This window comes from Paenibacillus tyrphae, assembly GCF_000722545.1.
GTDB lineage: Bacteria > Bacillota > Bacilli > Paenibacillales > NBRC-103111 > Paenibacillus_G > Paenibacillus_G tyrfis.
Window position 1 is genome coordinate 273,796 of the sequence record NZ_JNVM01000016.1, and the last position, 16,532, is coordinate 290,327.

Genomic DNA, 16,532 nt, shown 5'->3' on the forward strand with positions numbered 1-16,532 from the left:
GGGAATGAAGCATGAAAACGATCGTTACTTGCCAAGGCGCAGTACGCCTCGAAGACCGGCCTGAGCCGTCCGTGAAGGAGCATCCCAAGAGGGTTCTGGTGAAGGTGAATTACTCTTCGATCAGTCCGGGTACGGAGCTCGGTCTGCTGGCGAATCCGGCCATTCCGGACGGCTTCGCGCTCGGCTACAGTGCCGCCGGTACCGTGTTGGAAGTCGGCAGCGCCGTGGAGGGGCTGAAGCCGGGAGATTTCGTCGCCTGCTACGGCGGACCTTACGTTTATCATGCGGAGGTGTTGTCCGTGCCGGAGATGCTCTGCGCGAAGCTGAGCGGTCCCGAATCGATGCCGACGGCTTCGTTCGTCGGGCTCGGCTCCGTCGCCGTGCACAGCACCCGCAGGCTGGCCCGCCAGTTCGGCGAGACCGTATGGGTCGCCGGACTCGGCGTGCTCGGCCAGTTGATCGCGCAGCTCGGCGACCGGGCCAACTACCGGGTATTCGCCACGGATATGAAGGACGAACGGCTGCAGCTTGCGGCCGCGTGCGGCATTAGCGACGTTCACCGTGCCGACGATCCGCTGCTCGCCGAGCGAATTTCCGCTTATACCGAAGGCCACGGCTTCGACAGCATCGCTTTATGCGCGCACGCCTCGTCCACACAGCTGATCGAGTCGTGCATGCAGCATTTGGCGTTTCGCGGCACCTTCGCTTTGATCGGCAACGTGCCGATTCAGTTCTCGCGCGATTTGTTTTTTGCGAAGGAAGCGGATTTCGTCATTGCCCGGGGAGGCGGTCCGGGGCGATATGATCGCCAATACGAGGAAGAGGGGCTGGATTATCCGAAATCGTACGTCCGTTGGACGGAAGGGCGCAATATGCAAGAATTTGTCCGTAACGTGGAAAACGGGCGTCTGGCGATCCGGCCGATGATGACGCACGAATTCGCGCTGGCCGATGCCGTCGAGGCGTACGAGGTGCTGAAGCGCGAAGCATCCTCGGCGCTTGGTGTGCTGATCTGTTACGATTCGTAGAGAGGTGAAAGAGGGTTCCCATGATATTCTATGGGAATCCTCTTGGGCTTGTCGAGAAAATAAAGGTAATAGATGTCACGAGGGGCGGGGTATACACTTCCGGTCGCTCTTGTCCGCAGGAAATTTTGATTTGAAGCCGCTTCGCAGCAGATATTTCCCGCGGACAAAGGCGAACGCTATCGCTCCTACAGTGCATACCCCACCTCCGTATGATTTCTATATACCTGCGAAGACCACTTTCTCAACAAACTCGGGGATTCCCGTGCAGTCCCATGGGAATCCTCTTTTTTAAAGTAAGGGGATTATCAGGTCGGCAGATTTAACGCCGTTTGAATATTGTTCCGACCCAGCTCGATTTGTTCGGGAATATGATACGGGCGGTAATACCTTCTGCGCATCATGTAATTCGTGATTTTCTCGTTGGAAAATCACTTCCGGCTGCTTGAACACGGATAGGGTTTCCTTAACATTTTTCGCCTATACCCGGACATCCTGAAGTCAAAGGTTGCAGTTTGCGACGGCATTCCAAGCGGCATAGAACTCGGCAACCGAAGCGTAGCGTTCGTTCCGGTCCGGCCGAACGGCGCGCAGAGCCGTTTCGTACAGTTTCTCGCCTGCTTCCCACTTCGAGTAGGAGCGATCGCGTTCCCCGCCCAGCAGGCCGAAAGCGATGGCCCCCATGTTAAAGACATTGGTTCGTGCGTCAATGTCCGCGCCGAGCTCGAATTCTTCGGGCGACATGAAGCGGGACGAGCCCCACAGCCGGCCCATCGTATTGATAAAAGGCTTTTTCTGATAAAAATCGATATCGCAAATTTTCGTCACGTTATTTTTGAAATCGTACAAGATGCTGCCGTCGTAAAAATCGACAGCGACATAGCCGCTCGTTTCCACATGTGCGTGGAACGAAAAGATACAATCCAACGAACGGAGCCGTTCTTCGACAGGCAGCTGGCGGAAACGAAAAAACGGAGAATCCGGATGCGTGTATTTTTGCGGCGGGGGAAAGGACCAATGCGAATGCAGACATTCGCCGTCAAACCAGTCGAATACGGCCGCATACCCGTTATGTACTTCAAAATGCTCTTCCAGCCGAATGAGATGGGGATGATTCAAGGCTTCATAAAGCGGAAGAGCCTGCTTTAATCGGTGAACAGCCTCTTGAGGGGTTCCGGTGTAGGCCACGGTCGGCGCTCCTGCGTACTTCACGAACTTCTTGCGGCCCTGCCATTCGATGCCGAAGGAAAGGTTTCCCGAATCCTGCTGATCGAAGACGCAAAATACCCGGCCGAGCTTCCGCAGCCACTCGAAGGGATGAGGTTCTTTTAATTGAAATGATATGCCGTCTATGTTTACGGTAACGGAATGGTTCGTCATAGCCCGCCTCCATGGATTCGAAATGAAAAACACTTCCCACATTTTAGCACATGCCTTTAGCGATTCCTTGGCAGGTTTTCGGTAAATCCAAACTTTCCGGGATTTGTGTCGTACTCGGGACAATAGGAGGGGGAATGGAAGGTGGCGGCATGGCGCAAAAGAAAGAGAGAGGCTGCGGAAGCGCCTCTCTTTCTCGTGAAACCTTATTCTGCCGTGCGTGTACCGTCTTCTTCCGGAGCAACGAGGGCTATCGTGCCGTCCGTTTCGTCGCCTTCGACAAAGCGCTGGAGAGCCAGCAGCTTGTTGTCCCAGTATCTCTCGTAGTAGGCCAGCCACCGCTTCAATTCGAGCAGCGGCTCGGGCTCCAGCCGGTACCGCGTTTCGCGGCCGATTTTTCGTTCTTTAACCAGTCCGGCATCGGCCAAAATGCGCAGATGCTTGGAAACCGCCGTCCGGCTCATCGGAAAATGGCCGCTGATTACGGTAACGGGCATTTCCCGCTCGCCCAGCATACTTAACAACTGGCGGCGCGTCGGATCGGCAATCGCTTGAAAGACGTCAGTCTTGCGTGAAGGGGCGGCCATATTAGCCCTCGACGAAGGTAACGAGCTTCTGTACTATGCCGACCCAGCCTTTGTCCATTGTGTCGCGAACGGCTTGATGCGGCTGCCCGAATTCGGTAACCTTGTCGGCGTCCCAGCCCGAGTGAATGAGCGTAAATTCCGTCTGGCCGTCCTTCTCCGTCAGCTCGAACACGATTGTCCAATCTTTGCCCCAACGGAACGAAAGGCGGTTCGGAGGATCAAGCTCCGTTACTTTGCAGGGGGACATGCCGAACGGGCCGGCGTTCAATTGGAATTCATAACCGAGAATAGGCTGAAAATCGTTGGGCATAAACCACGCGGCAATGCCATCCGAGGTGGCAACGGCATCCCATACTTTTTGAATAGGTGCTTTGAGCAGGGCGGTTCTGCGAATTTCCGGCAGCGTATTTTGCGTATTGTTTTCCATATGATTTCATTCCTCCGATGTGATTGGGTATAGGTTACTTCGAGGACTTTACTTTATCCTGGTGGCGAAAACGCAAGGCGGACCATTTGTCGTCGACGGCTACGTTGCTGACCGGGCGGTAGGCTGTTTTTGCCTGTACCATCGCGGCCAAGCTGTCGCGGTTAATATCCGTTTTCACTTTTGAGCTTTGCTTCGGGTAAGTGATCCAGAATACGGCATCTTCGTTCAAGAGCGGGATGACTTTCGGTACCCAGTTGTCCGTTTCTTGCGCATTATGAACGAACAGTTGAATAAAATCATAGGTCTTGTCCGGCTCTGTCTCGCTTTCGATGCCGAGCCGATACCCTTCGGGAGCATTTAAGACTAAAGCCGCTCCTTCTTTGTACCGCAGTTTTTTCAACAACGCCTCCACGAGCTCATCCCTTTCCTTGTATAGCATGTCCTTGAAGCGATCATTCGTATTATATGAAACCAAAAGGTTTCGTGTCAAGGTGCGGAAAAAACTGGTCACAAAAAGCCCGAATACCTATCGACTCATCGAAAGTATCCGGGCTTTGCAGGCGATTTGTGGATGTTATTTCATCTTTTTACGGGCGGCTTCGCGCACCATGTCCGGGGTGACATGGACCCGGGTCGGGGAAATGCCGTTCTGGGCGTGCCGGTTGATGCGGTCCGTCGCCGCGTTAATGGCATCGACGCTGAACGGTTCGCCGGCGATGCATAAGGCGATCGCTTGTTCAATCGCAGCCTCCCGTTCGTTTTCCAGTTCAAGAAAACGTTCCAAGTGCGCGTTTTGTTTACGGGTATGGTTCGTGATGGCTTCATGGACATTCATAAAGATTAGCAGCTCCTTTAGCAGACCGGAATTCGATAAAATTTATGATACTATAAGGGGCTTGGCGTGACAATGCCGCAAAATCAAACGAACAGCGTATTTCCGCGAATCCGGTAGCAGGCTTCAAAGCCATAATACGCTGCAAGAGTCGGTAGTATGTTCAATTACTTAATGATATTAAATAAAAAGATTAACTACATTAATTTAATAATTAATTAATCATGTTAATTATGTAAAAAGGAGGAGCGGCATTTAGTGCATTCTTCAGAATAATTTAAGACTTCTTCTTACTTTCTTCTAAGAAGTATTGGATAGGATGGGGAACGTAGGAAATATGAGGATAAGGAAAGAAGGGGGCTGTTCATGAAAAAAGTAGGGCGTTATACGTCAGCGTTGGTTTTACTCCTAATAGGAGCGTTAATTCTGCTGGACCAGACGATGGAGACCGAGTATTTGCATTTGGCGATTGGCTGGTGGCCTGTAGTGCTGGTGGCATTTGGAGTGGAGCTGTTAGCGTTTAATTTCCTCCGGCGCGAGAAGCAAGAGAGGCCGAATCTGGATTTCGGGAGCATGCTGCTCACGGTCTTAATCTTATGGGGGCTAAGCTTATTTACATCGGCCTCTCCTTCCGTATCCTCTTCTGCAGCGGGCTACAGAGTTGCGGGCGGCATCAGCACCGTGGCGTTGAGCGAACAAACGGACAGCCTCGTCATCGATAACCCTGCGGGCAGTGTGGTCGTCAAGCCCGGACCTGTGGACAAAATTCAAATCGATGCTTCTTTATGGGCCGAAACGCCAAAGGCATCGCATGACTTCAAAATCACCTCCAAAGAGAAAGACGGAACGATAACGCTCACCGCAAGAGGAGGTTTATCCGGGTTAAGCAACAAGAGCAAGCCGCTCATTCGCCTGTTGGTTACCGTCCCCGAACAGCGCAAGCTGGATATGCGGCTCAAATTAAAAAGCGGGGATGTGGAAGCTACGAGACTGCCTATCCGCAATCAACTGATGGTTGAAACTTCGAACGGAAAAGCGACGGTTTCGGATATCGACGCAAACGTATTGCTTCGTACGACGGACGCCCAAGTCCAAGCGGACCATATTCAAGGCGATACCGAGATGCATGGATCGGGCGGTTCGATCCGGCTGTCCGAAGTAAACGGCAAAGTCAAAGTCGCGGCCTCCAATGGTCCTGTTACGATAAGCGGCTCGACGGTTGGGGGAGATTGGAATGTGGATTCGAAGCAGGGCGACATCACCGTCGAGGTTCCTGCGCAGGGCGACTTCCGCATCGACGGCTCCAGCCCCCAAGGCCGGGTAACCGCCGGGCTGCCTATGAATGTAACCGCTAATGCCGCGACAGGTACGGTCGGCACCGGTGCCCATCTCATCCGCTTGCATGCGGCGAACGGGAACATTGCGATAAACGAAGCGCAAAGTACCGGACAGGGTGGAGGAGTGGGTAAGTGAAACAACTAACCTGACCGATCAGTGCGAAGCGATGATCAAGAAGCATTTGCGGACTCTGGCAATCCTCAAGGGGAACGGGTGTGCGGTTCGGCAGGCCAAATCGGCTATTCGTTTAAATTCGCTTTCAGCTTTTACCATTTGAACCGGTCGCCCGGGGACAAGGAAGCATCCGTCGAAAACTTTCGCTATCTTATCCGCGGTTAAGGCGGGAGGGGAGCTGTGGCGGCAAGAATATGGATTAAGGCAAAAAGGCGGACCTACGCCCAGCAGTTTGCAGCACTTTCGCCGAGCGGTTATGATAGATACGTTATTTGCAAAAAAGAACGGACGGAGTGACGATTGTATGCAGATCGATAACATTATCATTACGGGCCGGATGTACCGGGAGCTTGAAGCCGCATGGCCGGGGGTCACGGGTAAGCAAGTCCGGTTTCTCGCCGAATCCGAGGTGAGCGAAGCCGATATGGCATGGGCCGATGCGTTTGTCGGCTTCAAGCCGGTTCCGGCGTTTCATCTGGAGTCGGTCCGTTGGGTGCATGCGCTCGGAGCAGGCGTCGATGCCTTCGTGTACCGCAAGCCATGGAAGCCGGACGTGCTGCTCACTCGTACGACCGGTTCGTTCGGGCAGAAAATCGGCGAATATTGCCTCAGTCATATGCTCGCCGATCTCCAGCATCACGAAGCGTTCGCGCGCAGCCGGTCGGACAGAAGCTGGAACCCGATCCCGCCGCTGCCGCTGTCCGGAAGCAGGGTGACGGTGATGGGTACCGGCTCCGTCGGGCAAGAGCTTGCCCGGATGCTGCAGGCGCTGGGGGTTGAAGTGTCGGGCGTTTCCATGCGCGGGGAAAGGAAGCCGCATATGGATCATGTTTATCCGATGAAGTATATCGGGGAAGCCGTTTCCACGGCCGACTGGGTAATCAACACTTTGCCGCTGACCGCGCAAACGGATAAGCTGTTCGGGCCTGCGCTTTTTGCGCGGATGAACGGTGCCGGCTTTATTAACGTCGGCCGCGGCCCGTCGGTCGATTATGCTGCGCTGCTGGAGGCGCTTGATCAGGGCCACCTTCGTCTTGCGGTGCTCGACGTGTTCGAGGAGGAGCCGCTCCCCGATGCGTCCCCGTTATGGAAGCGCAAGGATGTCCGGGTAACGCCTCACGTAGCCGCCGTCACTTCCGTGGAAGAGGCGTTGAGCGGTTTCTTGGACACGCTGCGCAAGCTGGAGGCAGGGGAACAGGAGCTTGCGAATCGGGTGGACCTGGTACGCGGGTATTAAACGGTTGCCGGGCTGCATAACCATGCAACGAGTTTTAGCTAGCTGAGGAGGAACAATCGTCATGGCACCAAGCGAAGAAATCTTTGACATTTTTGACGAACGAATGAATCCGGTGGGACAGGCTTCCCGCTCCGAGGTTCATGCCCGGGGCCTGTGGCATCAAACGTTTCATTGCTGGATTGCGGAGCCGACGGATGGGGAGGCGGTGCTGCTGTTTCAAGAACGGCATCCGGGAAAAGATACGTTTCCGTCATTGCTCGATACGTCCTGCGCCGGTCATCTGCTGGCAGGCGAAGTAGTCGAAGACGGTGTCCGGGAGCTGGAAGAGGAGCTTGGACTAAGCGTTCCGTTCGAAGCTCTGGTTCCCTGCGGACTGTTTGCCGAGGAGGACGTCATCTCCGAAGCATGCAACGACCGCGAGTTCTGCCATGTGTTTCTTCATGTGAACCAGCAGCCGCTGACCCAATACCGTTTACAACCGGAGGAGGTCACGGGCTTATACCGGGTTCCGCTTGAGCAAGTACGGAAGCTGGCTCAAGGAACATTATCGGAGCCGATCCGGATCGCCGGCATTGCATCGGATGAGAACGGCATACCGGTGCCGGTCGAGCGGACGGTTGGACCTGCGGATTTCGTTCCGCATCCGGGGGCTTATTACGAGCTGGTGCTGAAGGCGATAGACCGGATCGGAAAATCCGCGCTTTGATGTAGAGCGCTAAGCCGCATCCGGGTTTGCCGAGAGTGGAGAGACGAGGCAATATAAAAAATTGGGAATGAAGCAGAGCCGGGAAATGAACGGCGTATTTCCCGGGCAAGCGCACAACTCGATTCGTTATTCGATTTTTCAGACTTTTTCGACAACGACAATGTCGGGTTTATCCTATATAATGGGATACTTGTCATTCATATAAAAAATTTCAAATAAACAAGCGGGTGCTCCGTCATCATCGACATTCCTTAAGAAAGGTCGGATGGATGGGGATACCCGCTTTTTTAACATTTAGACGGACACACGGCTGATGGTCAAGAACGTACGATGTACGCCGCCCGCCGGTACTTCCACCAGCTCTTGCTTCCGGTTCAGCTCGTCGGTTTTGGCCATCCACGGCTCGACGCAGACGAAGCTTTTGCCGCTTACGGACCACAGCACGACATATTTGAACGACTCGCCGTACGTCATCCGCACGACCAAACGCTCCGCCGGGCTGAAGGTAATGTCCCGCCGCTGCGTGTTCAGGAAAACGACCGATTCCGGCAGCTTATCGAGATCGATGACCCGGCCGTCATAGCTTTTTTCCGAGCCGTCGTTGTAGTCGAAGTATTTCGTCGCGTCGGTTTCGTACGCGAGCGCTTTGCGGTCGGCGACGAAATACGGGTGGAATCCCGGGTACATCGGCATCGGCTCCGCCGAGCCGTTCCGGTATTCCTGCTCGATGGTCAATTGACCGTCCTTCAACCGGTAGGTAAAGCTAAGCTCGAAGTCGAACGGGTACGATTCCCGCGTTTCTGCGTCACTGGCGAGCGTTAACGTAATGGCGGCGCCGTCACGGGTATCCGTCGATTCGACACGCCAAGGGCGTACGCGGGCGACGCCGTGATTTTTCATGCTATAGCGCTGTCCGTTCCATTCGTAGGCGCCTTCCGCGAGCTGCCCGGAAATCGGGAACAGCACCGGAATGCCGCCGCGGATATTGGCGTTCGGATCGTCGAACGTCGCTTTGTCCAAATAAAGCAGCTCCTGACCGTTTGCGCCGAAGCTGATGACGATTCCGCCGCGCGCCGGGGCGATTTTGAACCACGAACGAGTACTGTGCTCGATCAACTCGTAAATCTCGTAGGAATCTTGGTAGGTCCGGATTTCGTATGGTTTCATGGTCCGTCTCCTTTCTCGTCTCCCCTATATTTTACCATAACGATCTGCGTTTGTTCTACGAGGACGCTTTGCGCCCATGACGAAAATCCGAAATAACCGGCAAGCCGCCATTCCCGGCATGCATAATATTTCTGTACATGAAGATACTGGAATTAAAAAAACAAGAGGTGTTCTTCATGTGCGAACGTTTTTCGTTGACGGCTGAGCTGCCGGAGCTGTCGGAGCGTTATCGGATCGGTCAAGTGACTTACGCTTACAAGCCGCGATATAACATCGCCCCGACACAGCAGGTGGCCGTAATCATCCGGGGTGCGGAAAGCCGGATGCTGGAGGAGCACCGATGGGGGCTCGTTCCGTTCTGGGGGAAGGATGCCGTGAATGCCGACAGCGCAGCGGTACATGAAAAACCGGCGTATCGCAAGCTGTTCGGCAAACAGCGCTGCATCATCCCAAGCAACGGCTTTTACGTCTGGAAAACGGAGGGCAAAACAAGACGACCGATTCGCATCGTCATGAAGGACCGGGGCGTCTTCGCCATGGCCGGGCTGTATGAAGTGTGGAAAGATTCGCGGGGCGGGGAAACCCGCACCTGCACGGTCATGACGACGAGGTCGAACCGATTGGTGTTCGATTACAATGAGCGGATGCCGGTCATTTTGGACGAACGGGACGTCGAGATGTGGCTCGATCCGACCATGAACGGTGAACCGGACAGGCTGCAATCGCTGCTCCGGCCTTACGCGCCCGAGCGCATGCATGCGTACCCAGTCTCCCAGCGCGTAGCGGACCCTCTTATCGAGTCGGAGGAATGCGTCGAAGAAGCGGCGCCTACCAGGTATGCGCTTCTCAGACGGTAAGACCGAGGAAGCGTCCGGCCTGTGACGGTGCGTCGACCTGCACAAAACGTGAAGCCTTATTCCTTGATGGAGTAAGGCTTCTTGACGTTGGTCGAAGGATGGAAAAACAAGCTAAAAAAGGAATTCGGCACGGATCTCTCGAACTTGGAAAGGAATACCTTTACCAAAACAAGCTGAAGAGGGAGTGTGGGCGATGGCGAAGCACGTTTATCCTGTCGAGGAATGGGTCGAGGAAGCGACGGTCGACAATTTGCAGCAGGCGATAGAATCCGGGGAGCGAACCGCCGCGGAGCTGGTCCAGGCGTATATGGCGCGGATTGCGGCATACGACAAGCAGGGACCGGCGCTGAATGCAGTGCTGGAGCTTAATCCGGATGCGCTTGCGATCGCCGAAGCGCTGGATGTCGAGCGGCGGTTACAAGGTCCAAGAGGGCCCTTGCACGGTATTCCGGTGCTGTTGAAGGACAATATCGATACGGCCGATAAAATGCACACAAGCGCTGGCTCCCTTGCGCTGGAGGGACATTATGCGGCAAGCGATGCTTACTTGGTCAAACGGCTGCGTGCGGCAGGCGCCGTCATTCTGGGAAAAGCCAATATGACGGAATGGGCGAACTTCATGACGCAAGGGATGCCGGGAGGCTACAGCTCTCGCGGCGGCCAAGTGCTGAACGCGTACGGTTCCAAGCTTGCGGCTGGCGGTTCGAGCACCGGGTCCGGCGTGGCTGTGGCTGCGAACCTGTGTGCGCTGGCCGTAGGGACGGAGACGTCCGGCTCGATTCTGAGCCCGGCGGCGAGCAGCTCGGTCGTCGGCATCAAGCCGACGGTTGGGCTAATCAGCCGCAGCGGAATCATTCCGCTGGCCCACAGTCAAGATACGGCGGGACCGCTCGCCCGAACGGTGGCCGATGCAGCGCTGCTTCTCGGGGCAATAGCCGGGACGGACTCCGCCGATTCGATCACGGGCGCGTCGCTGGGCCGGGTGCCCGCCGATTACCGGCAGTTTCTGGACAAGGACGGTTTGCAAGGAGCACGGATCGGCATTCCGCGGGCAGTCTACCATGACAAGCTGGGCGAGGAGGAGCGCCGGGCGTTCGACGCTCACGTCGCCGCTCTGCGGCTTGCCGGAGCGGACGTGGTCGATCCGGCGGATATTCCTTCGGCGCAGGAGTTTGCTTCATTCCACTCCAGCGTGTTCCGCTATGAATTCAAAGCGGATGTGAACGCCTACTTAAGCAAGCTTGCGCCGCATCTGCCGGTTCATTCGCTGCGCGAGGTCATCGCCTTTAATGCGAAGTATTTTGAGCGGACGCTAAAATACGGCCAAGTGACACTGATGCGCGCCGAAGAGACGTCGGGAACGCTCACCGAGGCGGAATATGTAGAGGACAGACTGAAAGATCTGCGGCTGTCCCGGGCCGAAGGCATCGATGCAGCGATGGCCAAACACCGGTTGGATGCGCTGCTGTTCCCGGGAACGTCCGGGGCCGGGATTGCCGCCGCGGCAGGCTATCCCTCGATTGCCGTTCCCGGCGGCTATACCGCAGACGGCCGGCCGCTTGCGGTCACGTTTACGGGGCAGGCGTACAGCGAGCCCGTGCTGATCCGGCTTGCCTATGCGTTCGAGCAGCTCGGACCGCAGCGGCGAAAGCCGACGTGGACGAGGTAAGACGATAAGCGCTATACGACGAGTACGGATTGGAAAGAGGTAAAGAGGAGCCGGGAATTAAGCGTCCTTAACGGACGTTTAATCCCCGGCTTTTTTGCGTGCGCGAAAACGGCGCACCTTCATGAGATTGCCGCATAATTTGTCATCGCAGTACCGCTTGGACCGGTTGCGGGTGTCGTCGTAATAAACCCACAAGCAATCAGGGTTGCTGCAAATACGCATCCGGGCAGGATCTTTGTCGGCCAAAGTCTGTGCGAACGAAGCGGCGATTGCGGCTCCAATCTGCGTCCAGCCGAGCAAAGTCGGCACGTAGTCCAGCTGATATCGCTCGTCTGTCCAGACGAGCTGACGAACGACCGGCCCGTCGGCCATGACCCGGTTTAATTCCCCGAGATCATCCGGATCGGGTTGAGAGCCTGCGGCGAAGGCTTGAACGATGCGAAGCAGTAGGTCCCGCAGCCTTTTCAATTCATCCATCTCTTGAGGCGAAGGCAGGTGAGGAGCGGTAAGCCGGTGCTCGGAGAGCCATTGCCTGACCCATTCGGGGCTCTCCAGCCGATCCTCGCTTCTGCCGCTGCCGCGCCAATCCCGCCACATGCTGTTGAGAAAATCATCCCATATCATTGCGATCCCAGCTTTTTTTGTCCCTTATTGTAGCATGGAAATATTGGCTTGCGCCAGCTTCTATACAATCAGCTTTGCCTGTGGTATATTATGGGTGTAACCATTAATATAAAAATAGATGGTTACAAATATGGCGAAACGGGAGGAGAAGACGGAATGAACAAGAAGGAGCTGCTCCTGCACGAATGGGATATTTGTTATGATAAGGAAGATTGGTTTCCGCCGCTGCGCGAGGCGCTGGAGGGTCTAACGGAGGCCGAAGCCGACTGGCGGCCGGAGGGAGCCGCCGCCAATACGATCCGCGAAAACGTCCGGCATTTGACGTTCTATAAGGAGCGTCTGCTCAAATGGCTGTCGGGCGAAGATCCGCATTATCCCGACGGGTTGACGAACGACGATACGTTTGCCGCGTACGGGGAAAGGGAAGCGACCTGGGAAGAAGAGGCCGCACGTTTGGAACATGTACATAAGGCCGTTCGAACTGCGCTTGCGGAGTTAAGCGAAGACGACTTGGAACGGCAGCTCCCGAGAAACACGATAACGCTTTCCGTTACGAGCCTGGTCGTACACGACGCGTATCATATTGGTCAAATTGTGCAAATCCGCAAGCTGCAGGGCTCATGGCCTGCGCGGCGCTTTTTCGACTAGCGAAGAAACTTACGCATCTCAATCACCTACGCATCACAGCAAAAAGACCCGAGCCTTTCCCGTCGTGAGAAAGGTCTCGGGTCTTTGCGTTGTGCCGCACGTGCTCGCTCGTCTATTCTTGCATAATGGCTTCGATTCGATCGAGCACGTCGTGCGACAGTACGATGTCGGAAGCGGCGCAGTTCTCCACGACCTGCTCCGGACGGCTGGCGCCGACGAGTGCGCTAGCCACGTTGTCCTGGCGTAAAATCCAAGCCAGCGCGAGCTGCGATACTTTGATGCCGAGCTCTTCCGCAACCGCTTCAAGCTGCTCGACTTTGGCCAAGCGGCTTTCGGACAATTGCTTCTCGTCCCAGCCTTTGCTGACGGCGCGGCTCTCCTGCGGCAGGGCTTGTCCGCGGCGGTATTTCCCGGTCAACAGTCCTTGCGCCAACGGGGAGAAGACGACTTGGCCGATGCCTTTGGCGATGCCGGTCGGGATGACTTCTTTTTCAATATACCGGTTGAACAAGTTATATACCGGCTGGTTGACGACGATGCGGTCCAGCAAATATTTGTCTGCAATCGCGTGGGCCTCGATCATCTGGGCGGCTGTCCACTCGCTGACGCCGATATAAAGCACTTTGCCCTGCGTGACCAGATCGTCGAGTGCACGCAGCGTCTCTTCCAGCGGCGTTTCCGGATCAAACCGGTGGCAATAATACACGTCCAAATAATCCGCTTGAAGCCGCTTCAGGCTGGCATGACACTGCTCGATGACGTGCTTGCGCGACAGGCCGCGGTCGTTCGGGCCTTCGCCCATGGGCCAGAATACTTTGGTCGCCAGCACATAAGATTCGCGGGGATAAGCTTTCAACACCTCGCCGACGACTTTCTCCGCTTCGCCGCGTTCGTATACGTTAGCCGTATCGAAAAAATTGACGCCTAGATCGTAGGCTTGTTCGATCGAACGGACGGCTTTGTCGTTCTCCACATAACCGCCGTACGTCATCCAACTACCGAGACTGATTTCGCTGACCTTCAGACCGGTCCTGCCCAATTTTCGGTACTTCATCGAAGCTCCGCCTCCCGAATCGAAAAGTAAAAACATTGCTATTATACCGATAACCCGTCCGGTTTGATAAGTACTGAAAAGTTATTGCCTTAGTTACTTGGACGTAAGTCATGGCGCGGGATAAGGGTTTCGGGACGAAAGAAATACCGGCGGACGGCGTGTCTCGCAAGGAAGTTAATTCCGGGAACGGAAGGAGCCGACGATCAACAGCACGAGCGGGATAAGCAGCGAGAAGGTCAGAGCGAAGGCCGTCCACAGCTTTCCGGTCAGCTCGACCATATAAGCCATGTTCGGCGAAATGGCCAGCGAATACACGAAGATGATGACCCCGAGCGGCAGGAGCAGCGGCCTGTAGTCCTTCAGCCGGCACAGTTGGGCGATGCCGAGCGCAATCGCAAGCAGGCACAGCACAAGCTTCATGTAAATGCTGAAAAACCAGATTCCCGCCATAAACGCCTCAATGCGCTGAAGAAAATCGCCGACGTTAATTTTTTTGGCCAGCAAATAGCTCGGATACGTCTCCCGTGCGGTCAGACTAGGGCCCAGAACCAGAATGCTCGCCGCCGTAATGACGAAGAGCATCAAGCCGCAGATTCCCGTGCCCGCGATAAAGGCTTGTGCGACCTTGGCTCCCGACGTGCGCTTGACGTAAGGCAGAATCATAAGGAAAATGGACAATTCCATGAACGGAAAACCGATGTACGTCTTCACGCTCAAGAGAATGGGAGTGATGCCGTGCTCAAGTACAGGCTTGGCGTGGTCGATTTTGAGCTGCGGGCTCACGAACACGACCAGAAACAGAAACAAAAAAATGATCATCGGGAACATCAGTTCCCCGATCCTTGAGATCGTTTCCAAGCCGTAGTAGCCGCCGACGATCAAGATGAACGTGAAGGAAAGCTCGATGATTTCGATCGGTGTGAACTTCAGCATCTCGATCGTCACAAAATCCCCGATATCCCGCATGACGATTGCAGCCAGCACGAACGGGAAAAACAAATAGAGCAGCCCGGCGGCCTTGCCGAGCCAAGGTCCCAGCACATGCTCGCTGCACTGTACCAGCGACAGGTGAGGGTAGCGGTTCGCCAGCGCCACGTAAATCCACACGATGCCGATCCCGAGCGCCCAGCCGATCAGAGCGGCAATCCATGCGTCTTGCTTGGCATGGATACTAAGAACGCCGGGAACGTATAAGATGGCGCTCCCAAGGGAGAACAGCGTCACCAAAATGACGAATTGCCGGAGGCTGATAACCGGATTTCCCGGCATGGAACCGACCGCCTTTCTAGGATGATGAGAAACTTTTCAGCAGCTTCACGATCCATTTGTCAACGGGTTCGTATACGAATCGGAGCGCCTCTAACGGGCTAGACAGCTCGATATCCAGCACCGTGGCGATACAGAGGGCGGAGGCCACGCCGGCCAGGACGAGGAAGACGGTAAGCTCTTTGAACAGCTTTTGTCTCCATAGCCGAACGGTATCCGACAGACAAAGCAGGAAGGAGGCGACAAGCACCCCCGCTACTTTCCACATGCAAGGCTCATTCCTTTGGCGCCGGTTTTTCCATCTCGCGAATGAACGAATTCCCCACCCGGCCGCTCCGGCGCAGTTTGATATCGGATTTGACATCGACGGTCAGCTTTTGGAAATATTCGGACCACCGGGCTTTTTCCTTTTGCCAAAAAGCGGGCTCTGAACGTCGCATCACTTCTCCGAAACCGAAAATGTCGGTTTTGAACTGCTGCTGCGCTTTCTTGATGCAGTGCAGCGCCAACTCCTCGATTCTCCGGTTCATCGCATGCTCCAGCTCAAGGACAGGCTTCGCCCGAGACAAATCGACCTTGGAAGTTTCCACTTCCGCGATATTGCCTTCTCCCTTAATGACCACCGTAATATGCGGGCGGCCGCCTACAAGGGTGCCGGTCGTCTTCGTGCTGCTCTTGATCAGCTCGTTGCTTACCCTTTCCTTCTTATTCTCGTTCAAAAGCAGGCTGCCGACCGTTCCTTTCACATTGCCCTTAATGTAGTTGTAGCCTTTGCTGTCCGTTTCGTTCATCCAGCCGATTAACCGGTCCTTGTTAAAGACGCCGATGGAGGTGAATTGGAGATGCGTCGGCATTGCGATATTGCCTACGTTTTCCTTGGATTTCCCTTTGGCCTGATCGCCTTTGACCGAGATGCCGGTCAGCACGGGATTGACGCCTTCTTTGATCAGATCGTCGATTAATTCGTCCAGATGGATGCCGATCGTCGGAGCCCAATATTTCTCCGAGTTCTTCAAGGAATCGTACAGCTGATTGGCCGGAATTTTCTCCAACTGGGTGAAGAGACTGAGGACGGTTTCGGCTGTCGCATGCCTCGAGACGGCGACGTAAAAGTCCGGCCGGAATTCCCGGTCTCGCGAGAAGTAGTCAAGCGTATGGCGGATACCTTCCCGGGCGACCTCCTCGCTCAAGACGAGCAGGCGCACATGCGACAAGTACATGAGCCGCGGCGATTCCACCGTCAGCTTGCGGATGCATTCCGCAATCGTATCGCCCCGCATTTTATAAATCGTAACCGGAGCGTAGGGGACGCCGCTCGTTTTTTTGCTGATCTCGCTTGGATTGACGACTTGGACCGTCACTTGATGCTGATTGCCGGCCTTGTCGATTCCGATCGCAACGGCGATGGCGAGCTCGTTCAGTTCCCGCCGGTTCCAACAGCCCGTCATCAAGCTGGCGCAGAGGACCAGAAGCAGCATGAGCGGTATTCGTGTTTTTGACATAAGCCTTCCCTCGAATCCGGTTCCTTCACGATTGGCTCCCGC

General features: G+C 55.3%; 18 protein-coding genes. 7 read left to right on the forward strand and 11 right to left on the reverse strand.

Going from position 1 to position 16,532, the window contains the following annotated elements; all coding sequences use genetic code 11:
* The first annotated feature begins 11 nt into the window (after window positions 1–11).
* The gene (locus ET33_RS20325) at window positions 12–1,028 is read left to right on the forward strand and encodes a zinc-dependent alcohol dehydrogenase (protein ID WP_036685875.1); all 1,017 of its coding nucleotides are present in this window, start codon (window positions 12–14) and stop codon (window positions 1,026–1,028) included.
* A gap of 498 nt (window positions 1,029–1,526) precedes the next feature.
* On the opposite strand, the gene ET33_RS20330 is transcribed toward ET33_RS20325, so the two are convergent.
* From ET33_RS20330 to ET33_RS20350, 5 genes are all read right to left on the reverse strand, one after another.
* A complete protein-coding gene (locus ET33_RS20330; protein ID WP_036685879.1) occupies window positions 1,527–2,405 on the reverse strand; it encodes a serine/threonine-protein kinase in 879 nt (292 codons plus the stop codon).
* Window positions 2,406–2,608: 203 nt separating this feature from the next.
* Window positions 2,609–2,989, reverse strand: a complete 381-nt coding sequence (locus ET33_RS20335; RefSeq protein ID WP_036685881.1) for an ArsR/SmtB family transcription factor — start codon at window positions 2,987–2,989, stop codon at window positions 2,609–2,611.
* A gap of 1 nt (window position 2,990) precedes the next feature.
* Window positions 2,991–3,416, reverse strand: coding sequence for an SRPBCC family protein (locus tag ET33_RS20340; protein ID WP_036685884.1), 426 nt, complete (start codon window positions 3,414–3,416; stop codon window positions 2,991–2,993).
* 34 nt (window positions 3,417–3,450) lie between these two features.
* A complete protein-coding gene (locus ET33_RS20345) occupies window positions 3,451–3,828 on the reverse strand; it encodes a hypothetical protein (RefSeq protein WP_036685887.1) in 378 nt (125 codons plus the stop codon).
* A 162-nt stretch (window positions 3,829–3,990) separates the two neighbouring features.
* Window positions 3,991–4,251 carry a DUF2533 family protein gene (locus ET33_RS20350; RefSeq protein ID WP_036685890.1) on the reverse strand — a complete coding sequence of 87 codons (261 nt, stop codon included), beginning with the start codon at window positions 4,249–4,251 and terminating at the stop codon, window positions 3,991–3,993.
* A gap of 363 nt (window positions 4,252–4,614) precedes the next feature.
* On the opposite strand from ET33_RS20350, the gene ET33_RS20355 reads away from it, so the two are divergent.
* From ET33_RS20355 to ET33_RS20370, 3 genes are all read left to right on the forward strand, one after another.
* Window positions 4,615–5,721, forward strand: a complete 1,107-nt coding sequence (locus tag ET33_RS20355; RefSeq protein WP_036685893.1) for a DUF4097 family beta strand repeat-containing protein — start codon at window positions 4,615–4,617, stop codon at window positions 5,719–5,721.
* A 343-nt stretch (window positions 5,722–6,064) separates the two neighbouring features.
* Window positions 6,065–6,997: a D-2-hydroxyacid dehydrogenase gene (locus tag ET33_RS20365; RefSeq protein ID WP_036685898.1), complete on the forward strand. Its 933-nt coding sequence runs from the start codon at window positions 6,065–6,067 to the stop codon at window positions 6,995–6,997.
* A 61-nt stretch (window positions 6,998–7,058) separates the two neighbouring features.
* Window positions 7,059–7,703: an NUDIX hydrolase gene (locus ET33_RS20370; RefSeq protein WP_036685901.1), complete on the forward strand. Its 645-nt coding sequence runs from the start codon at window positions 7,059–7,061 to the stop codon at window positions 7,701–7,703.
* Window positions 7,704–7,997: 294 nt separating this feature from the next.
* Here ET33_RS20370 and ET33_RS20375 read toward each other — a convergent pair whose 3' ends face one another.
* On the reverse strand, window positions 7,998–8,870 hold the full coding sequence (locus ET33_RS20375) for an aldose epimerase family protein (protein ID WP_036685904.1): 873 nt from the start codon (window positions 8,868–8,870) through the stop codon (window positions 7,998–8,000).
* A gap of 176 nt (window positions 8,871–9,046) precedes the next feature.
* On the opposite strand from ET33_RS20375, the gene ET33_RS20380 reads away from it, so the two are divergent.
* Both ET33_RS20380 and ET33_RS20385 read left to right on the forward strand, forming a co-directional pair.
* Window positions 9,047–9,727 carry an SOS response-associated peptidase gene (locus tag ET33_RS20380; protein WP_036685908.1) on the forward strand — a complete coding sequence of 227 codons (681 nt, stop codon included), beginning with the start codon at window positions 9,047–9,049 and terminating at the stop codon, window positions 9,725–9,727.
* A gap of 193 nt (window positions 9,728–9,920) precedes the next feature.
* Window positions 9,921–11,396, forward strand: coding sequence for an amidase family protein (locus ET33_RS20385; RefSeq protein WP_036685910.1), 1,476 nt, complete (start codon window positions 9,921–9,923; stop codon window positions 11,394–11,396).
* 78 nt (window positions 11,397–11,474) lie between these two features.
* Here the strand turns inward: ET33_RS20385 and ET33_RS20390 are convergent, their stop codons facing one another.
* Window positions 11,475–12,020, reverse strand: coding sequence for a CGNR zinc finger domain-containing protein (locus ET33_RS20390; protein ID WP_036685912.1), 546 nt, complete (start codon window positions 12,018–12,020; stop codon window positions 11,475–11,477).
* 156 nt (window positions 12,021–12,176) lie between these two features.
* On the opposite strand from ET33_RS20390, the gene ET33_RS20395 reads away from it, so the two are divergent.
* A complete protein-coding gene (locus ET33_RS20395) occupies window positions 12,177–12,668 on the forward strand; it encodes a DinB family protein (protein ID WP_036685914.1) in 492 nt (163 codons plus the stop codon).
* 112 nt (window positions 12,669–12,780) lie between these two features.
* Here ET33_RS20395 and ET33_RS20400 read toward each other — a convergent pair whose 3' ends face one another.
* From ET33_RS20400 to ET33_RS20415, 4 genes are all read right to left on the reverse strand, one after another.
* Window positions 12,781–13,722, reverse strand: a complete 942-nt coding sequence (locus ET33_RS20400; RefSeq protein WP_036685917.1) for an aldo/keto reductase family protein — start codon at window positions 13,720–13,722, stop codon at window positions 12,781–12,783.
* Window positions 13,723–13,896: 174 nt separating this feature from the next.
* A complete protein-coding gene (locus ET33_RS20405) occupies window positions 13,897–14,991 on the reverse strand; it encodes a GerAB/ArcD/ProY family transporter (RefSeq protein ID WP_036685919.1) in 1,095 nt (364 codons plus the stop codon).
* 16 nt (window positions 14,992–15,007) lie between these two features.
* On the reverse strand, window positions 15,008–15,256 hold the full coding sequence (locus ET33_RS20410) for a hypothetical protein (RefSeq protein ID WP_036685923.1): 249 nt from the start codon (window positions 15,254–15,256) through the stop codon (window positions 15,008–15,010).
* Window positions 15,257–15,263: 7 nt separating this feature from the next.
* Window positions 15,264–16,490 (reverse strand): Ger(x)C family spore germination protein, encoded by a 1,227-nt coding sequence (locus tag ET33_RS20415; protein ID WP_036685926.1) that lies wholly within the window; start codon window positions 16,488–16,490, stop codon window positions 15,264–15,266.
* Between the last annotated feature and the right edge of the window lie 42 nt (window positions 16,491–16,532).